The 18257-nt window shown below is 70.4% G+C and carries 19 protein-coding genes; 13 read left to right on the top strand and 6 right to left on the bottom strand.

Annotated features, from left to right (window positions below):
* Positions 1-19 precede the first annotated feature (19 nt).
* Both ACJMKZ_RS03810 and ACJMKZ_RS03805 read left to right on the top strand, forming a co-directional pair.
* Positions 20-1363 carry an aspartate aminotransferase family protein gene (locus tag ACJMKZ_RS03810; protein ID WP_405231873.1) on the top strand — a complete coding sequence of 448 codons (1344 nt, stop codon included), beginning with the start codon at positions 20-22 and terminating at the stop codon, positions 1361-1363.
* A gap of 11 nt (positions 1364-1374) precedes the next feature.
* Positions 1375-2895, top strand: coding sequence for a CoA-acylating methylmalonate-semialdehyde dehydrogenase (locus tag ACJMKZ_RS03805; RefSeq protein ID WP_405231872.1), 1521 nt, complete (start codon positions 1375-1377; stop codon positions 2893-2895).
* A 20-nt stretch (positions 2896-2915) separates the two neighbouring features.
* Here the strand turns inward: ACJMKZ_RS03805 and ACJMKZ_RS03800 are convergent, their stop codons facing one another.
* Entirely contained in the window at positions 2916-3767 is an 852-nt protein-coding gene (locus ACJMKZ_RS03800; RefSeq protein ID WP_405231871.1) for a MurR/RpiR family transcriptional regulator, read from the bottom strand.
* A 92-nt stretch (positions 3768-3859) separates the two neighbouring features.
* Between ACJMKZ_RS03800 and zwf the strand changes: the two genes are divergently transcribed.
* From zwf to ACJMKZ_RS03775, 5 genes are all read left to right on the top strand, one after another.
* Positions 3860-5332, top strand: a complete 1473-nt coding sequence (gene zwf / locus ACJMKZ_RS03795; protein ID WP_405231870.1) for a glucose-6-phosphate dehydrogenase — start codon at positions 3860-3862, stop codon at positions 5330-5332.
* 20 nt (positions 5333-5352) lie between these two features.
* Positions 5353-6078, top strand: coding sequence for a 6-phosphogluconolactonase (gene pgl, locus ACJMKZ_RS03790; protein WP_405231869.1), 726 nt, complete (start codon positions 5353-5355; stop codon positions 6076-6078).
* A 35-nt stretch (positions 6079-6113) separates the two neighbouring features.
* Positions 6114-7931, top strand: coding sequence for a phosphogluconate dehydratase (gene edd / locus ACJMKZ_RS03785; protein ID WP_405231868.1), 1818 nt, complete (start codon positions 6114-6116; stop codon positions 7929-7931).
* The gene (gene eda / locus ACJMKZ_RS03780) at positions 7931-8560 is read left to right on the top strand and encodes a bifunctional 4-hydroxy-2-oxoglutarate aldolase/2-dehydro-3-deoxy-phosphogluconate aldolase (RefSeq protein ID WP_405231867.1); all 630 of its coding nucleotides are present in this window, start codon (positions 7931-7933) and stop codon (positions 8558-8560) included. The genes edd and eda overlap by 1 nt, the downstream gene beginning before the upstream one ends.
* 139 nt (positions 8561-8699) lie before the next feature.
* Positions 8700-9626, top strand: coding sequence for a methylenetetrahydrofolate reductase (locus ACJMKZ_RS03775; protein ID WP_405231866.1), 927 nt, complete (start codon positions 8700-8702; stop codon positions 9624-9626).
* Here ACJMKZ_RS03775 and trxA read toward each other — a convergent pair.
* The 4 genes from trxA to ACJMKZ_RS03755 all read right to left on the bottom strand — a co-directional run bounded on the left by trxA (position 9593) and on the right by ACJMKZ_RS03755 (position 12469).
* Positions 9593-9925 (bottom strand): thioredoxin, encoded by a 333-nt coding sequence (gene trxA / locus ACJMKZ_RS03770; protein WP_405231865.1) that lies wholly within the window; start codon positions 9923-9925, stop codon positions 9593-9595. The genes ACJMKZ_RS03775 and trxA overlap by 34 nt on opposite strands.
* Before the next feature lie 98 nt (positions 9926-10023).
* Positions 10024-10482: a DUF3299 domain-containing protein gene (locus ACJMKZ_RS03765; RefSeq protein ID WP_405231864.1), complete on the bottom strand. Its 459-nt coding sequence runs from the start codon at positions 10480-10482 to the stop codon at positions 10024-10026.
* Entirely contained in the window at positions 10479-11756 is a 1278-nt protein-coding gene (locus ACJMKZ_RS03760; protein ID WP_405231863.1) for an ABC transporter permease, read from the bottom strand. The genes ACJMKZ_RS03765 and ACJMKZ_RS03760 overlap by 4 nt, the downstream gene beginning before the upstream one ends.
* Positions 11753-12469 carry an ABC transporter ATP-binding protein gene (locus ACJMKZ_RS03755; protein ID WP_405231862.1) on the bottom strand — a complete coding sequence of 239 codons (717 nt, stop codon included), beginning with the start codon at positions 12467-12469 and terminating at the stop codon, positions 11753-11755. The genes ACJMKZ_RS03760 and ACJMKZ_RS03755 overlap by 4 nt, the downstream gene beginning before the upstream one ends.
* Positions 12470-12566: 97 nt before the next feature.
* On the opposite strand from ACJMKZ_RS03755, the gene ACJMKZ_RS03750 reads away from it, so the two are divergent.
* From ACJMKZ_RS03750 to ACJMKZ_RS03725, 6 genes are read left to right on the top strand one after another with little or no spacing between them, the layout of a single operon-like run.
* Entirely contained in the window at positions 12567-13133 is a 567-nt protein-coding gene (locus ACJMKZ_RS03750) for an SRPBCC family protein (RefSeq protein WP_405231861.1), read from the top strand.
* Positions 13134-13138: 5 nt separating this feature from the next.
* Positions 13139-13612, top strand: coding sequence for a (2Fe-2S)-binding protein (locus tag ACJMKZ_RS03745; RefSeq protein ID WP_405231860.1), 474 nt, complete (start codon positions 13139-13141; stop codon positions 13610-13612).
* Position 13613: 1 nt separating this feature from the next.
* Positions 13614-14408 carry an FAD binding domain-containing protein gene (locus ACJMKZ_RS03740; protein WP_405233128.1) on the top strand — a complete coding sequence of 265 codons (795 nt, stop codon included), beginning with the start codon at positions 13614-13616 and terminating at the stop codon, positions 14406-14408.
* The gene (locus ACJMKZ_RS03735) at positions 14401-15324 is read left to right on the top strand and encodes an AAA family ATPase (RefSeq protein WP_405231859.1); all 924 of its coding nucleotides are present in this window, start codon (positions 14401-14403) and stop codon (positions 15322-15324) included. Before ACJMKZ_RS03740 ends, ACJMKZ_RS03735 begins: the two co-directional genes overlap by 8 nt.
* Positions 15321-16517 carry a vWA domain-containing protein gene (locus ACJMKZ_RS03730; RefSeq protein ID WP_405231858.1) on the top strand — a complete coding sequence of 399 codons (1197 nt, stop codon included), beginning with the start codon at positions 15321-15323 and terminating at the stop codon, positions 16515-16517. Before ACJMKZ_RS03735 ends, ACJMKZ_RS03730 begins: the two co-directional genes overlap by 4 nt.
* Positions 16514-17596 (top strand): XdhC family protein, encoded by a 1083-nt coding sequence (locus tag ACJMKZ_RS03725; protein WP_405231857.1) that lies wholly within the window; start codon positions 16514-16516, stop codon positions 17594-17596. Before ACJMKZ_RS03730 ends, ACJMKZ_RS03725 begins: the two co-directional genes overlap by 4 nt.
* Positions 17597-17611: 15 nt before the next feature.
* Here the strand turns inward: ACJMKZ_RS03725 and ACJMKZ_RS03720 are convergent, their stop codons facing one another.
* Entirely contained in the window at positions 17612-18256 is a 645-nt protein-coding gene (locus tag ACJMKZ_RS03720; protein ID WP_405231856.1) for a TetR/AcrR family transcriptional regulator, read from the bottom strand.
* Position 18257: the final 1 nt, after the last annotated feature.

Here is an 18257-nt window from a genome sequence, read left to right as displayed (position 1 = left end):
GGAAAAGGGGAGACACGTCATGAGCGAAGCCAATCCGATGCAGGCGGCCGAAGCCGGGCTGCCGAACCTGGAACCTTTCTGGATGCCGTTCACGGCCAACCAGTACTTCAAGCGCCACCCGCGGCTGATCTCCCGCGCCGAGGGCGTCTATTGCTGGACCCACGACGGCAAGCGGCTGCTGGACGGCGTCGCCGGGCTGTGGTGCTGCAACGCGGGCCACTGCCATCCGCGCATTGTGCAGGCGGTGAAGGACCAGATCGACACGCTGGACTACGCGCTCGCTTTCCAGGTCGGTCATCCGAAGGTGTTCGAGCTGGCCGAGAAGCTCACCGACCTGGCGCCCGACGGGCTCGACTACGCCTTCTTCGTCAACTCCGGCTCCGAGGCGGTGGACACCGCGCTGAAGATGGCGCTCGCCTACCATCGGCTGCGGGGCGAGGGCGCGCGGACGCGGTTCATCGGCCGGGAGAAGGGCTATCACGGCGTCGGCTTCGGCGGCATCTCCGTGGGCGGCATCTCGCCGAATCGCAAGCTGTTCGGCGCCCTGCTGCCGGGCACCGACCACCTGCCGCATACCCATCACATCGAGCACAACGCGTATTCGCGCGGGCTGCCCGAGTGGGGCGCCCATCTCGCGGACGAGCTGGAGAACATCGTCGCGCTGCACGACCCGTCGACCGTCGCCGCGGTCATCGTCGAGCCCATCGCCGGCTCGGCAGGCGTGCTCCTGCCGCCGCAGGGCTATCTGAAGCGCCTGCGCGAGATCTGCGACCGCCACGGCATCCTGCTGATCTTCGACGAGGTGATCTGCGGTTTCGGCCGTGTCGGCGCGGCCTTCGCGGCGGAGCGCATGGGCGTGACGCCGGACCTCATGACGCTGGCGAAGGGCCTCACCAGCGGGCACGTGCCGATGGGCGCCGTGCTCGCCAGCAAGGCCATCTACCAGGCGTTCATGGGCGCGCCGGAGGGGGCCATCGAGTTCCCCCACGGCTACACGTATTCCGGCCATCCGCTGGCCGCGGCGGCCGGTTGCGCGGCGCTGGACGTATACCGGGACGAGGGTCTGTTCGAGCATGCCCACGCCATGGAGCCGGTGCTGGAGGACGCGCTGCACGATCTGCGCGGCGAGCCCCACGTCATCGACATCCGCAATTACGGCCTGCTCGGCGCCGTGGAACTCGAGCCCATCGAGGGCAAGCCGACGGCGCGGGCGATGGACGTCTTCCGGCGCTGCTTCGATGCCGGCGTCATCGTGCGCACTACCGGCGACATCGTGGCGCTCACGCCGCCCCTGACGGTGAACGAGGACCACATCGCCACCATCGTGGACACGCTGCGCGACGCGCTGCGGCACGCCGACTGAGGAGTAGCGACATGGCGACAGAAGCAAGGGATATCGAGCGGCTGCCACAGCTCGGCCACTGGATCGGCGGCGAGCGCAACGGCGGCACGGGCGAGCGCAGCGGCGTGGTCCACGACCCCGCGACGGGCGAGACGACGAAACGCGTGTCTTACGCGAGCGCCGCCGACGTGGACGCGGCCGTGGCCGCGGCGAAGGACGCCCTGCCGGCCTGGGCGGCGACGCCGGTGCTCAGGCGGGCGCGGGTGATGTTCCGCTTCAAGGAGCTGATCGAGGCCCATCGCGACGAACTGGCCGGGCTGATCACCGCCGAACACGGCAAGGTGCTGTCCGACGCCGCCGGCGAAGTGCAGCGCGGCCTGGAGGTGGTTGAGTTCGCCTGCGGCATCCCCCAGCTGCTGAAGGGCGACTACAGCTCCCAGGTGGGTACCGGCGTCGACAGCTACTCCATGCGCCAGCCGCTCGGCGTCTGCGCCGGCATCACGCCCTTCAACTTCCCGGCCATGGTGCCGATGTGGATGTTCCCATTGGCCATTGCGTGCGGCAACGCCTTCGTGCTCAAGCCCTCCGAGCGCAATCCCTCGTGCTCCCTGCGGCTCGCCGAGCTGCTGGATGAAGCGGGCCTGCCGCCGGGCGTCTTCAGCGTGGTCAACGGCGACCGCGAGGCGGTGGATGCGCTGCTGACCCATCCGGACGTCGCCGCGGTGAGCTTCGTCGGCTCCACCCCGGTGGCCGAGCACGTCTACCGCACTGCCGCCGAGGCGGGCAAGCGGGTACAGGCGCTCGGCGGCGCCAAGAACCATCTGGTGGTGATGCCGGATGCGGACATGGAGCAGACCGCAGACGCGCTGATCGGCTCCGCCTACGGCTCGGCCGGCGAGCGCTGCATGGCGATCTCGGTGGCGATCACCGTCGGCGATGCGGCCGAACCGCTGCTCGAGAAGCTGCTGCCGAAGATCGAAGAACTCCGGGTGGCGCCCGGCACCGAGGCGGACGCCGACATGGGACCGCTGATCACGGCGGAGCACCGGGACCGCGTGCGCTCCTACGTGGACCTTGGCGTCGAGGAGGGGGCCACCCTGCTGGTCGACGGCCGCCGCCATCCGCTGGCCGGGGAATCGGGTTACTTCCTCGGGCCCTGCCTGTTCGATCACGTGCGTCCGGGCATGCGCATCCACCAGGAGGAGATCTTCGGGCCGGTGCTGGTCATGATCCGCGCGGAGGACTTCGACGAGGCGCTGGCTATCGTGAACGGCCACGAGTACGGCAATGGCACGGCCATCTTCACCCGCGACGGCGATGCCGCCCGGGAATACGCGGCCCGCATCCAGGTGGGCATGGTGGGCGTGAACGTGCCCATCCCGGTGCCGCTCGCCTTCCACAGCTTCGGCGGCTGGAAGCGCTCCCTGTTCGGCGACATGGCCGTGCACGGGGAGGAGGGCGTGCGTTTCTACACCCGGCTGAAAACGGTGACCTCGCGCTGGCCCGGGGGCATTCGCGCCGGCGCGCAGTTCTCGATGCCGACGATGGAGTAGAGCGGAGCGCCGCGTACGGCCTAGACCCGGCCGCGTCCGGCAGCCGTCCCTTCGTCCGCAAGCGCCATCTTCGCGGCGCGCAGGTTCTCGGCGCCCGCTTCGCCGAGACCGAGGGCGAGGCTGACCTGGACGGCGTCCAGTATCGCCAGCTGCGCGAGCCTCGATTCCATGGGGGTATAGAGACTCGTGTCCTCGGTCGAATGGCTCTCCAGGATGTAGCCCGCTTCCCGGCCCAGGTCCGATGCCCCGCGCGTGACCGCGATGACCGTGGCACCCCGCTTCCGGCACAGGACCGCCGCGCGGATCAGCTCGCCCTGCGCGCCGGTGTGCGAGACGAAGACGAAGACGTCCTGCGGGTCCGCGATGGCGGCGCTCTGCAGGATCGTGGGGCCGTCCGTGGCCACGGCGCAGGGTATGCCGAGGCGGAAGAACTTCTGGCGCGCATCCCGCGCCACGTAGCCCGACGCGCCGAGCCCGGCGAAGACGATCTGGCGCGCCTCCGCCATCGCCGCCACGATTTCCGCGATCGGCATCAGGCCGACGCTGTCGCGCAGCCCCATGAGTGTTCCCACGGCGCTGTCGATCACCTTGCCGACCGCGTCGGCAGCCGAGTCGTCCGGCAGTACGCCACGGTGTACGTAGTCGGCTGGCCGGCCGAGGGCCTCGGCAAGCCGGATTCTGAGCTCGCGGAAACCGCCCAACCCGAGGCGCCGGCAGAACCGCACCACGGTCGGTTCGCTGGTGCCGGCGCCGGCGGCGACCTCGGACAGGGTCGCCTCGAGGCCCTGGCGCGGATGGTCGAGCAGCCAGCGGCCCACGCGTGCCTCGGCGGGGCTCAGTGTGGGCAGCAGATGTTCGATTCGCGCCAGCATGTAGTAAAATTACAATAATTCTGAGACAATATCTACGTATTGGCGGGCCTGGACAGGCCCTACGTAGCATAACTACATCGTGCGGGAGCAGAATGGCCAGGTTCATACCGGTCGAACCCTTCGACCTGATCATATTCGGCGGTGCGGGCGATCTGTCCCTGCGCAAGCTGCTGCCGGCCCTCTATCACCGCGACCGGGACGGGCAGATCCCCGCCGACAGCCGGGTGATCGCCCTTGGCCGGAGTCCCATGAGCGACGAGGATTACCTCGGTCGGGTGGAGGAGGCGCTGCGCGAGAATCTCGACGAGGGCGAGTTCGACGACGCGCAGTGGCGGTCTTTCTGCTCGCGGCTGACGTACACGGTGGCCGACGCCCTGGAATACGAGAGCTGGGGTTCGCTGTGCGATCTGCTCCAGGGGCGCGACGACAGGACGCGCGTGTTCTACCTGGCGACCACGCCGTCGCTGTTCGGCGGCATCGCCCAGGGCATTCGCGCGAACGGCCTGATCACCGATGCGAGCCGCATCGTGCTGGAGAAGCCCGTGGGCCACGACTACGAGTCTGCCCGCGGCATCAACGACAGCGTCGGCGAGTGCTTCCCCGAGGACCGGATCTTCCGCATCGACCATTACCTCGGCAAGGAGACGGTCCAGAACCTGCTCGCCCTGCGTTTCGCCAATTCGCTGTTCGAGCCACTGTGGCGCCGCGGCGAAGTGGACCACGTCCAGATCACCGTGGCCGAGCAGCTGGGCGTGGAGGGCCGCATCGAGTTCTACGACCAGATCGGCGCGCTGCGGGATATGGTGCAGAACCACATCATGCAACTCCTGTGTCTGGTGGCCATGGAGGCGCCTGCCAGCCTGCACCACGATGCGGTGCGCGACGAGAAGCTGAAGGTGCTGCGGGCCCTGAAGCCGATCACGGGCGCCGACGTGAAGCGCTACACCGTGCGGGGGCAGTATTCCGCCGGGGCCATCGACGGCGTCGCCGTGCCCGGCTACCGGGACGGCCTGGATTCGGCGGAGAGCCTCACCGAGACCTTCACCGCGTTGAAGGTCGAGATAGAGAACTGGCGCTGGTCCACCGTGCCGTTCTACATCCGCACCGGCAAACGCCTGAAGGCCAAGCACTCGGAGATCACCATGCAGTTCTCCCACGTGCCGCATTCCATCTTCCCGGAGAACCGGTTCGACATCCTGCCGAACCGGCTGACCATCCGGCTGCAGCCCGACGAGGGCGTGAAGCTCTCTGTCATGGCGAAGGAGCCCGGCCCGGGCGGCTTCGACCTGCGCTCCGTCTCCCTGGATCTGAGCTTCGAGGAGACCTTCGGCATCCGTTATCCGGACGCCTACGAGCGGCTGCTGATGGAGGTGCTGCGCGGCAACCCCGCGCTGTTCATGCGCCGCGACGAGGTGGAGGCCGCCTGGCGCTGGATCGACGGGATCATCGCCGGCTGGGAAGAAGTCAGGCAGCCGGTGGAGACGTACGTGGCCGGCACCTGGGGGCCGATCGGCTCGGCCAATCTCCTCGACCGCGACGGCCGCTGCTGGTACCCGAACACATGAATGCACAGATGAAGGCACAGATGAAGGCAGAGAAAGTCATGACCGCCCGGCGTCCCATCGAAGAGATCTACTCCCAGCGCGAGATGGCCTCCGCCATCGCGGCGGAACGCATCGCCAGCGCGCTGCGGCGGCGGCTGGCGGCCGGCGGCGAAGCCGTGCTGGTCTGCAGCGGCGGTACCACGCCGGGACGCTGCTACGATGCGTTGTCGGCCGCGCGCCTCGACTGGTCACGGGTCCGGGTCACGCTGAGCGACGAGCGCTGGGTGTCCGCCGACGAGGAGGCGAGTAACGAGCGTCTGGTCCGCGACCGGCTTCTGCGGGGAGAGGCGCGCGAGGCGCACTTCATGCCTCTCTACCGGGAGGGCCTGTCGCCGGAGCAGGGCTGCGAGTCCCTGACGGCGGATGCCGATGCCGGCCGCCTGCCGCGGCCGTTCGCCTGTTCGCTGCTCGGCATGGGCGAGGACGGCCACTTCGCGTCCCTGTTCCCGGACAGCGCGGCGCTCGCGGCGGGCCTGGACCCCGTCGGCGACTCGCTCTGCCTGCCGGTCGTCACGGCGGCCAGCGAACTGCCGCGCGTCACCCTCACGCTCGCGCCCCTGGCCGAGAGCGAAGAGATCGTCCTGCTGATCTTCGGCGAGAAGAAATGGGCCGTCTACGAGCGAGCGCGGGACGGAGATACCGGACTCCCGGTCGCCGCGCTGCTGGCGTCCGCCTCGACCCCCGTGCGGGTCATCTGGGCGCCCTGACTCACCACACGGATATCCACGCAGGGACAGTACACATGCATCCGACCATAGAGACCGTCACCGAACGCATCCGGAAACGCAGTGCGGACTCGCGCGCCCGCTACCTGGCGAAGATCGGCGCGGCCGCCGACCGGGGCCCGACGCGCAGCGCGGTGTCGTGCAGCAACCTCGCCCACGGCATCGCCGCGTGCAGTGCCGAGGACAAGAGCCGGCTGACCAGCGACGAGACGCCGAACATCGCCATAGTCTCCGCCTACAACGACATGCTGAGCGCCCACCAGCCGCTGGAGACCTTCCCCCGGCTGATCAAGGAGGCGGCCACGGAGGCCGGTGCCGTCGCCCAGTTCGCCGGCGGCGTGCCGGCGATGTGCGACGGCGTCACCCAGGGCCAGGACGGCATGGATCTGTCGCTGTTCAGCCGCGACGTCATCGCCCTGTCTACGGCGGTGGCGCTCTCCCACGATCTGTTCGACGGCGCACTTTGCCTCGGGGTCTGCGACAAGATCATCCCCGGACTCGTGATCGGCGCACTGTCCTTCGGCCACCTGCCGGTCCTGTTCGTGCCGGCGGGGCCGATGGTTTCCGGGCTGTCGAACAAGGAGAAGGCCCGCGTACGCGAGCAGTATGCGGCCGGCGAGGTCGGGCGCGAGGAGTTGCTGGCCGCCGAGTCCGCCGCCTATCACGGACCCGGCACCTGCACTTTCTACGGCACGGCCAACAGCAACCAGATGCTGATGGAGTTCATGGGCATGCAGCTGCCTGGCGGGTCCTTCGTCAACCCGGGCACGCCGCTGCGGGACGCGCTCACCCGCGAGGCCGTCCGCCGGGTGATCGCCCTGACCCGACCGGCCGGCGGCCACACGCCACTCGGTCACGTATTGGACGAGAAGAGCCTTGTGAACGGCATCGTGGGCCTGCTGGCCACCGGCGGCTCGACCAACCACACCCTGCATCTCGTGGCGATCGCCGCGGCGGCCGGTATCCGGATCGACTGGGACGATTTCGCCGAACTCTCCCGGGCCGTACCGCTGCTGGCGAGGGTCTATCCGAACGGCATCGCCGACGTGAATCACTTCCACGCCGCCGGCGGACTCGGCTTCGTCATGGGCGAGCTGCTGGAGGCCGGACTGCTGCACGAGGACGTCACCACCATCATGGGGCAGGGCCTGTCCGGGTTCTGCCGTGAACCCTTCCTGGAGGAAGGCGCCCTCGACTGGCGCGAGGCCACGCGGCAGTCCCACGACACCGGGATCGTGCGGCCGTGCAGCGACGCCTTCGACAAGGAGGGCGGCCTGCGTCTGGTGCAGGGCAACCTGGGCCGCGCCATCGTCAAGGTATCCGCCGTGGACCCGGAGCACTACCGCATCGAGGCGCCGGCACGGGTGTTCTATTCCCAGGAGGCTTTCATCGAGGCCTTCAAGGCCGGCCTGCTGGACGGAGATTTCGTCGCCGTCGTCCCCTGGCAGGGTGCCAGCGCCAACGGCATGCCGGAGCTGCACAAGCTGACGCCTTATCTGGGCGTGCTGCAGAACCGGGGATACCGGGTCGCACTCCTCACCGACGGCCGGATGTCCGGGGCCTCCGGCAAGGTGCTGGCCGCCATCCAGCTGACCCCGGAGGCGCTCGGCGGCGGTCCCATCGGCCTGGTGCGGGACGGCGATACCGTGCTCATCGACGCCGACGCCGGTGTGCTGTCCGTCGAGGTGCCCGAAGGCGAGCTGACCGACCGGCCGGCGGTAGCAACCGATCTGTCCTCTCATCACGTCGGCCTCGGCCGCGAGCTGTTCGGCGTTTTCCGTCGTGGCGTGAGCGGCGCGGAGAACGGCGCCACCATCTTCACGGACCTGGGCTGATGGCGGCTCCGACGGATATCGGGAGGCTCCTCGGCCGCACCCGGGTGGTCCCGGTGATCGTGCTGGAGGATGCCGGCCAGGCGGTCGAGCTGGCGCGCACGCTCTGCGCCGCGGGGCTGCCGGTGCTGGAGATCACCCTGCGCACCGATGCCGCGGCCGAGGCAATACAGCGCATCGCCGCTGAGGTGCCCGAGGCCGTGGTCGGCGCCGGCAGCGTGCGCAGTGCCGTGCATCTGCGCCAGTGCGTCGAGGCGGGCGCGCGCTTCGCGGTGAGCCCGGGCGCCAGCCCCGGCTTGCTCGACGCCGCGGACGACGCCGAAGTGCCTCTCGTGCCGGGCGCCGCGACGGCCAGCGAAGTCATGCGGCTGCTGGAGAGAGGCTACGTCCTGCAGAAGTTCTTCCCCGCCGAAGGCGCGGGCGGCACCGCCATGCTGAAGGCGTGGGGCGCGCCGATCCCGGAGGCCCGCTTCTTCCCGACCGGCGGCATCACGGAGGCCCTGGCACGGGATTACCTCGCGCTGCCGAACGTCGCCTGCGTGGGCGGGTCCTGGATTGCGCCGCCGGCGCTGCTGGCGGCCGGCGATTTCGACGCGATCGGCCGCCTCGCATCGGCGGCTGCCGCTCTCTGACGAGAGATCGTCCGGACTGCGAGGGCCTTTCCTGCCGGAGCCGCCGTGGATATCGGCGCTCCGCGAGGGTACTCTTCCCGGCGGCCGCATCCTCCCGGCCGCACGGAACCCCGAGAACCCTATGGTTACGAGTAGCGACATGCCAGCACTGCGCGCACGAATCGCGAGCGGCGATTTCGTCGTCACCGCGGAGATTACGCCGCCCCGCGGGCCGGACACGGACCGCCTGCTGCGCGACGCGGACGTGCTCGCGCAGGCCGTGGATGCCATCAACGTCACGGATGGCGCCGGTGCCAACGTGCGGATGTCGAGTGTCGCCGCGGCAGCGATACTGAAACGCGCCGGCTACGAACCCATCGTCCAGGCCACCTGCCGGGACCGCAACCGGATCGCGCTGCAGAGCGACCTGATCGGCGCCGCCGCCCTCGGCATCGACAACGTGCTGGTGCTGACCGGCGATTCCGTGGAAGCCGGCGACCACCCGGACGCGACGCCGGTATTCGACCTGGATTCCGGGGGGCTGCTGCGTGCGCTCGCCGCGCTGCGCGACGACGGCGTGACGCTGTCCGGCAAACCGGTGTCGCCCCGCCCGGCGTTCCTGCTGGGCGCGGCCGATGTCTGCCTGGACCCGGATTCCCCCGACTGGTCGGCGGAGCCGCTGCTGGCGAAGGTCCGGGCGGGCGCCGGTTTCATCCAGTCACAGTACTGCTTCGACGCCGAACGCATGCGCCGTCATGTCGGCAGGCTGCGCGATGCCGGCCTGCCCGCGGAAGTGCCTTATCTCGTGGGTCTGGGGCCGCTGCGCTCCGCGCGCGTCGCCCGCTGGATGGCCGATACGCTGTGGGGCACCGTCATGCCGGCGGAACTCCTGCAGCGGATGGAGCAGGCCGCCGATCCGGAGGAGACGGGGATCGATATCTGCGCCGAACTCCTGGCGGCCGCGGCCGCTACGCCCGGCATCGACGGCGCCCACCTGATGGCGCCGGGCCACCAGGCGGGCATCGTCGAGGCCGTGCGGCGCTCGGGCGTGGCTCAGGCGGCGGCGGAGTCGAGCACGCGGGCGTAGTCGCCCTTGGGGCGCACGCCGATCAGCGTCTCCTGCACCTGGCCGTCCTTGAACAGCATCACCGTGGGGATGGAGCGGATGCCGTAGCGCATCGCCACCTGCTGGGCGGAGTCCACGTCCAGCTTGGCCACGGTCACCTTGTCTTCATACTCGTCGGCGAGCTGCTCGATGATGGGCCCGAGCATGCGGCAGGGGCCGCACCACTCCGCCCAGAAATCCACGAGCACGGGCTTGTCGGAATCCAGCACCTTCTGCTGGAAATCGCTGTCGCCGACTTCGATCAGTTTGTCGCTGGCCATGGAGAACTCCTGTCGTTGGCTGTCCTGTGTGACGGTCCCGGTCGCCGGTTGCGCCTCCTGTGCATCGAGATGGGGCGGGCGCCGGCGGATTCAAGGTTTCAGTAATTGTACTTGCTGATGCGATGCGCCCGCATGGTGTAGTGGCTGTCGGCCACCTCGCTCGAGTATTCCTCCACCTGCAGGGTACCCTCGATCCAGTACGGCTGCTGCAGTGAAACCAGGTTGAACGGCTCCTCCAGGGTGACATAGACCAGCTGGTTGGGCGGCGGCGGCGGCACGTGGATGCAGGCGCCGAAGTAAGGCACCAGCAGGAATTCGCTGATGAGGCCGCCCTCGTCGGACTCCAGCGGCACGATGAAGCCCGGCAGCTGCACGGTGCGCCCGTCCAGGCCCGGCACCGGCGCGCTGGAGGTCACGGCCAGCGCGTCGTTCGACGTCTTCGCCGGCACCATCTCCTCCCAGGTGAGTTTGGGAGCGTCCCGGGCCGGCGCGGCCGGTGCGGCGAGCAGCAGTGCCAGGGCGGCGGCGAGTCGTACGGCGGTCATAGGCGCGGTCATAGGCGAATGGTCATCCCGTCGGCCAGCGAGTTGCGGTAGGCGCGCCAGGCGGGCAGGGCGCCGAGGAGGAGTCCCGCCGCCGTCACGACGGCGACGACCACGGCCTCCGCGCCGCCGGGCCGGACGCTCTCCAGCAGGATACCGGTGCGGGCCTGGATGGGCGAGGCGAGCGCGCCCAGCACGGCCGTCTTAAGGACGACGCCCAGCAGCGCGCCGGCGACGGCCAGCAGGCCGGCCTCGGAGACCAGGAGCAGGAAAATCTGGCGCGGGCGGGCGCCCACCGAGCGCAGGATGGCCATCTCCCGCCGGCGTTCGTTCAGCGTGCCGAGGATGGCCACCAGCATGCCGACGAGGCCCGTGAGCACCGCCAGCGCACCGACTGCGAGCAGGGCATTCTCCGCCACGCCGATCACCGACCACAGCTCGAAGAGGGCGACCGCCGGGATGACCGCGGTGAGCGGCTCGCCCTCGTACTCGTTGATGGTCCGCTGCAGCCGCAGCACCAGGACCCGGGATTCGAGGCCGAGCAGGAATGCCGTAATGTCGGCCGGCTCGCCGGGCTCCGCGTGTGCGACGTGGCCGTGCCCGTCGTCGTCCGCCGGCGCGGGCGCGAAGGACGGCGTCGCGGCCTCGTGGATGCTGCCCAGGGTCGCGAGGCTCACGTAGACCGCCCGGTCGGCGACGGTCCCGGTCGGCGCCAGTATCCCGGTGACCGTGACCGGGTGGCGGTCGTGCTTCAGGAAGCTGGTGGCGCCCAGCCCGTGGGCGATGACGATCTCGCCGCCGACCTCGTGGCCGAGTTCCCGTGCCGCCGTCGCGCCGAGCACCGCCTCGGGCCCTGCGCCGAATGCGCGGCCGGCCGTCATCTGCAGGCGGCTGTCGCGGCCGTAGCGGAAATGCCGGAAGTAGGCGTCCGTGGTGCCGACCACGGCATGGCCCCGGTAGGAATCACCCAGGCTGAGCGGGATGCTCCAGTCCACGCCCGGCGCCGCGGCGAAGCGCTCGTAGCTCTGCCACGAGACGTTGTTGGTGGGCTGACCGATGCGGAACACGGCGTACAGCAGCAGGTTGACGCCGCTGGTGCGCGGCCCCACCAGCAGGTCCGTGCCCGAGATGGTGCTGGCGAAACTCTGTCGCGCGCTCTCCCGCATCTCCTGGACGCCCAGGACGAGCAGTACGCTCAGCGCCACGGCGCAGCAGGTCAGAGCGGCGCTGGTGCGCCGTGACGCGATGCTGCGGAGCGCGAGCCGCGCGATGGGAAAGCGGGCGCTCACGGCGTGCCTCCGGTCAACTCGCGCATGGGGATGACCCGGTCGAACAGCGGCTCCAGCGAGCGCTCGTGGCTGACCATGATCAGAGTGGCATCCACGCGCTCGCATTCCTCCTGCAGCAGCGCGAGGAAGGCCGCGCGGCTGTCCTCGTCCAGCGCGGAGGTGGGCTCGTCGGCGATCACGATCTCGGGGTTACCGATGAGCGCCCGCGCCGCCGCCACCCGCTGCTGCTGCCCGATGCTGAGCCGCGCGGCGGAGGCGGTAGCCGCTTCCGGCAGTCCGAGCTCGGCGAGCAGGCGCTGCGCCGCGGCCTCCTCGCTGCCGTCGCTCGCCCGGGCGCGAGCGAGGCGCCGGGCGGAGAAGCGGCAGGGCAGCAACACGTTGTCGAGCACCGGGAGATAGGGCAGCAGGTTGAACAGCTGAAAAATGATGCCCAGGTGTTCGGCGCGGAAGCGGTCCCGCTCGGCGCCGCGCAGTGCGGAGAGGTCGGTACCCAGCAGAGATACCGTGCCCGTCGTCGGCGTGAGAATGCCGGCGAAGAGATTCAGCAGGGTGGACTTGCCGGAGCCGCTGGCGCCGCGGATGAGCACCTTCTCGCCGGGCGCGATCGCCATCGCGGGGATGTCCAGCAGCGGCGCCGACGGCTGCCAGCCGAAGCGGAGGCCGGTGGCCGCAAGCACCGGCGGCGGACCGTTTTGCGTCGCATCGTGCATCATGAAGGGGAACGGGTACTCGCCGGGCGCAGGGCGCCGGCGCGAGGTGTCGTCTGCGCCGATAGTATACTAAGCTCTGCGGCAGCAACGTGAGCAAGGCGTGGATATAAAGGGAGAATACAGGATCGCCAATACTCGTGAGCGGGTGTGGCTGGCGCTGAACGACCCTGAGGTCCTCAGGCGCTGCATCCCGGGCTGCGAGTCCCTGGAAAGGGTCTCCGACGAGGAGATGCAGGCGAAGGTGATGGCCGCGATCGGACCGGTGAAGTCGCGCTTCAACACGACGCTGACGCTCGAGGATCTGAACCCGCCGGCGAGTTACCGCCTCGTGGGTGTCAGCAAGGGCGGCTCGGCCGGTTTCGGCAAGGGCGCGGCCGACGTCGAACTGGTGGAGGACGGCGAGATCACCGTGCTGCGCTACGACGCCCGGTTCAAGGTGGGCGGCAAGCTCGCGCAGGTGGGCTCGCGCCTGGTGCTGGGCGCCACGAAGAAGACGGCCGACGATTTCTTCGCCAACTTCTCCCGCGAGCTCGACCCGGGCGCGACGAAGATCGAGGTGGAGGAGGCCGAGCCCTCGGGCGGCCCGGGCTTCGGGCGCAGGACCGCCTGGGCGGTGGCGGGTGCTGCCGCGGTCCTGGTGCTGCTGTGGCTGCTGTTCGGCCGGTAGGATCCATGCATAAAGTCGAATTCGAACTGAACGGAGAGCCGGTGAGCCTCGAAGTGGAGGCTCGCACGCTGCTGGTCGACGCCCTGCGCGGCGGCCTTGGCAAGACGGGCACCCACGTCGGCTGCGACACCAGCCAGTGCGGCGCCTGCGTGGTGCACCTGGACGGCCGTTCCGTGAAGAGCTGCTCTCTGCTGGCGGTGCAGGCCGCCGGGCGCCGGGTCACCACCATCGAGGGCGTCGGCGCGGACGGCGAACTGCATCCGCTGCAGGCCGCCTTCCGTGAGCACCACGGGCTGCAATGCGGTTACTGCACGCCCGGCATGATCATGAGCGCGCTGGATCTCCTGCAGACCAATCCGGACCCGGACGACGCGGAGATCCGCGAATGGCTCGAGGGCAACCTCTGCCGCTGCACCGGTTATCACGGCATCGTGCGCGCCGTGCGTGCCGCCGCCGACGAGATGCGTGGGCAGGGCTGAGATGTACGACTTCGAGTATCACCGTGCGGGCAGCGTCGATGAGGCGGCGGAGCGCCTCGGCGCGAACAGCGAGGCGAAAGTGCTGGCCGGCGGCATGACGCTGCTGCCCACGATGAAGCTGCGACTCGCGCAGCCCGACGTGCTGGTGGATCTCGGCGGCGTGGAGGAACTGCGCGGGGTCAGCGGCAGCGACCCGGTGGTGATCGGCGCCATGACCACCCATGGCGAGGTGGCGGCGTCGGCCGAGGTGGCCGGCCACATCCCCGCGCTCGCGGCGCTGGCGGCCGGCATCGGCGACGCCCAGGTGCGCAACCGGGGCACCATCGGCGGCTCGCTGGCCAACAGCGATCCGGCGGCGGACTACCCGGCGGCGGTGCTGGCCCTGGGCGCGACCATCCGCACGAACCGGCGCCGCATCCCCGCCGAGCAATACTTCCGTGGCATGTTCGAGACGGCGCTGGAACCGGAGGAGATCATCGTTTCGGTGAGCTTCCCGAAGCCGGCCCGCGCCGGCTATGCGAAATTCGCCAACCCGGCCTCGCGCTACGCCGTCGTCGGCGTATTCGTGGCGGATACCGCCGAGGGCCTGCGGGTGGCCGTCACCGGCGCCGGGCCCTGCGTGTTCCGCGTCGCCGAGATGGAGGCGGCGCTCAGCCGGGATTTCTCGCCGGAGGCCCTGGCCGGCATCGAGGTGCCCGGCGACGATCTGAACGAGGACCTGCACGCCAGCGCCGAGTATCGCGCTTACCTGATCGGCGTAATGGCGCGGAGAGCGGTCGCCGCGGCCCGTGGCTGAGGGCTCCGGTCAGCCGGGGCGGATTCCGGCATCGGTCGACGAAACCGTCGCGCTGCTTGCGGAGGGCAGCTACGTGGCCGGCCGCGATCTCGCCACCGCCGTGTATCTCGCGCTGAGCCTGCCGCGGCCGCTGCTGCTGGAGGGCGAGGCCGGCACCGGCAAGACGGAGGTCGCGAAGGTGCTCGCGGACAGGCTCGGTCGCCGGCTGTTGCGGCTGCAGTGCTACGACGGCCTGGATCTGGCCTCGGCGGCGTACGAGTGGGACTACCCGCGGCAGATGCTCGCCATCCGGCTGGCCGAGGCCCGCGGCGAGGGCGGGGTGGTCGCCGACGACATCTACTCCTCCGAATACCTGGTCAAGCGGCCCCTGCTCGAGGCGCTGGAGCCGGCGCCCGGCGGTGCGCCGGTGCTGCTGATCGACGAGCTCGACCGGGCCGACGAACCCTTCGAGGCCTTCCTGCTCGAGATCCTCTCCGACAATCAGATCACCATCCCCGAGTTCGGACGGGTGGCGGCACCCGAGCCGCCCGTCGTCGTCATCACCTCGAACCGCACCCGGGAGATCCATGATGCCCTGCGCCGCCGCTGCCTGTATCACTGGGTGGACTACCCGTCCGCCGAGGCCGAGCGGGAGATTCTGGCGCGCAAGTGTCCGGCGGTGACCGCGGAGCTCGGCGCGCAGATCATCGATTTCGTGCAGGGGCTGCGCCAGGCCGACCTGTACAAGCGGCCCGGGGTGGCCGAGACGCTGGACTGGGCGGCGGCGCTGACGCAGCTGGGCGCCGACCGGCTGGATGCCGGCGTCGTCGACTCGACGCTGGGTGCGTTGCTGAAGTACCAGGACGACATCGCCCGGGTCCGCGGCGAGGAGCTCGGGAGGCTGCTGGGCAGCGAAGCGCAGCAGGCGTCCGGGTGAGCGCCGACGCGGCGGCGGCCGGAGAGGCGTTCCGCGAACACCTCATCCTGTTCGTGCGCACGCTGCGCCATGCCGGTCTCGGCCTGGGACCGGGCGACACCCGGGGCGCCCTCGAGGCGGCGGCTGCGACCGGTCTCCGCGACCGCGACGATCTGCGTCGGGCGCTGGCCGCGTCCCTGGTCCGCAGTCCCCGGGACATGCGCCTGTTCCGCCAGGCCTTCGGCCTGTTCTTCGAGCGACCCCAGGCACTGCGTCGACTGGCCGATGCGGCCGCGGAACCTGAAGCGAGCGGCGCAGCGGAGGACGGACTCGGTCGCCTCGCCCAGGCGCTGGCCGCTGCGGGACACGGGCGGGAACGGCCCCGCGAGACCCGCCGAGCGCAGCGGGACCGGCGCGGCGGCGCTTCCGCCCTGGAGGTGCTGCGGCGCAAGGACTTCGAGCAGATGAGCGCGGAGGAGCGGAGCACGGCCCGGGCCCTGCTCCGCGAGGCGGTGCTCCCGCTCGCGACGCTGCGCACCCGGCGCTATACCACTCACGACCGCGGCCCGCGGCCCGACCTGCGCGCGACGCTGCGCCGCGGCGTGCGGCAGGGCGGCGAGTTCATGGAACTCGAGTGGCGCCGACCGCGCCGGCGCCCGCCGCCCCTGGTGCTGCTGGCCGATATTTCCGGGTCCATGAGCCGATATACGCGCATGTTCCTCCACTTCGCCCACGCCCTGACCGCGAGGGGGGAGCGGGTGCACACGTTCCTGTTCGGCACCCGGCTCAGTGCGGTCACGCGCCGGCTGCGCGACCGGGACCCGGACCGGGCCCTGGCCCTCGTCGCCGACGACATCCGCGACTGGGACGGCGGCACGCGCATCGCGGACTCGCTGCACGAATTCAACCGTGACTGGGGCCGGCGGGTGCTGGGGCAGGGCGCAGTCGTGCTGTTGCTCACCGACGGGCTCGAGCGCGACCCGGACGCGCGGCTCGGCCGGGAAATGGAGCGTCTCGGCAAGTCCTGCCGCCGGCTCGTCTGGCTGAATCCGCTGCTGCGTTATGATGGATTCCGGCCGCGGGCGCGCGGCATGCGGCTCATGCTGCCCCATGCCGACGACCTGGTTCCGGCCCATAACGTCGACAGCCTGGAAGTCCTGGCCGCCCGGCTCGGCGACTCTCTGCAGGCAAGGAGGCAGACAAGACCGCGATGAATACCAAAGAGATGTTGCGCCGATTCTCCGAGTGGCGCGAGGCAGGCCGGCGCCTCGTGCTCGCCAGCGTGTACGAGACGGCCGGTTCGACCTACAGCAAGGCCGGCACGCAGATGCTCATCACCGACGACGGCGACTTCCAGGGCCTGCTGAGCGGCGGCTGCCTGGAGGGCGACCTCGCCGAGCGCGCCGCCCGGGTGAGCGCCTCGGGGGAACCGGACACGATCACCTACGATCTCGGCGGCGCGGACGACGAGCTGTTCGGCCTGGGCGTCGGCTGCGACGGCACCATGCGCATCTTCCTGCAACCGCTGCCGCGGCCGGACTATCAGCCGTTCGCAGCCGTGGCCGAGTGCCTGCAGGGTGACGAGGCCGCGGTGCTCGCGACGGTGATCGAGAGCGGCGCCACCGCGGCCGAGCCGGGACAATTCGCGTTGCTGGACCGTCGCGGCGTCCGGCATACCACGATGAACGGATCGGTATCCGGCGCGGTGGAGGAAGCGGCCATGCCGCACCTGGAGAGCGGCAGCTCGGCGACGGGCAGCGTCTCTCTGCCGGACGGCGACGTGACCGTGCTGTTCGTGGCCATCGTGCCGCCGCCCCGCGTGCTGGTGCTGGGTGCGGGCCTGGATGCGGTCCCGGTCGTGGATCTCGCCGCCCGACTGGGCTGGCGCGTCACCGTGCGCGATCACAGGCCGGCCTATTTCGATATCGGCGACTTCGGCCGCGCCGAACAGTGTGTGACGGGTCCGCCGGAGGAACTGGACGGAGCGGATCTGCGCCGTTACGCCGCGGTCATGGTCATGAGCCACCACCTCGCCACCGACCGCACCTATCTGCGGGCGCTGGCGGAGAGCGCCGTGCCCTACGTGGGACTGCTGGGGCCACGGCGCCGGCGCGAACAGCTGCTGGCCGATCTGGGCGAGGCGGGAGAGCGCCTCGCCTCGCGGCTGTGCGGCCCGGCCGGTCTCGATATCGGGGCACGCGGCGCCGAGAGTATCGCCCTGTCCATCGTCGCGGAGATCCACGCCGTGCTGGCCGGCGCCAACGCGCCGGGCCGCCCGCTCGGCTCACCCTGAGCGGCGGTTTCCGGCTCAGTCGGTACCCGTACCCAGGAACAGGCTGATCACGTAATCGGCGTAACCGCCGGCGTCGCCGTCGAGGACGTTGCGTCCGGTCAGCTGCTCGTACTGCGCGCCGAACGAGACGGCGCAGCCGGTCGCGCCCAGCAGCGCCACGCAGATCTGCGCCGGTTCACCGCCGGTGATCAGGCCCCGCGACTGGAGCGACTCGAGCAACGGGATCAGCATCCCGAACAGCCGGCCCATGTGGTTTTCCGTGAGCCAGCGGGCCCGGTCACCGCCCTCCGCGGATGCATCGCGGACGAAGTGATGCCACTCCGGGTGCTCGGCGGAGTAGAGGGTCAGGGTGCGGATCGCGCCGGTCAGCCGCTGGCGGTCGTCGCCCGCCTCCGCGCCCGATACGGCACGCTCCAGGCGCTCGTTGAGCTCGCCCAGCAGATGGTCGGCGGCAGCCTGCCACAGGCGCGCCTTATTACGGAAATGGTACGTGATCAGCGGATGATGGACTCCGGCGCGCTCGGCGATATCCCGGGTCGCGGCGCCGGCGTAGCCGGCCTCGGCGAATGCGGCGATCGCCGCGTCCACGAGCCGCCGTCGGGTGTCCAGGCTGCGGCGCTGCATGCGCCGGCCGCTGCTCGCAGCACTTTGTGTCGTCATT

The organism is Lentisalinibacter salinarum (genome assembly GCF_040706555.1).
GTDB lineage: Bacteria > Pseudomonadota > Gammaproteobacteria > Steroidobacterales > Woeseiaceae > Lentisalinibacter > Lentisalinibacter salinarum.
Note: the sequence above shows the minus strand (reverse complement) of the source record. Positions and strands in the feature narration are given on the sequence as shown.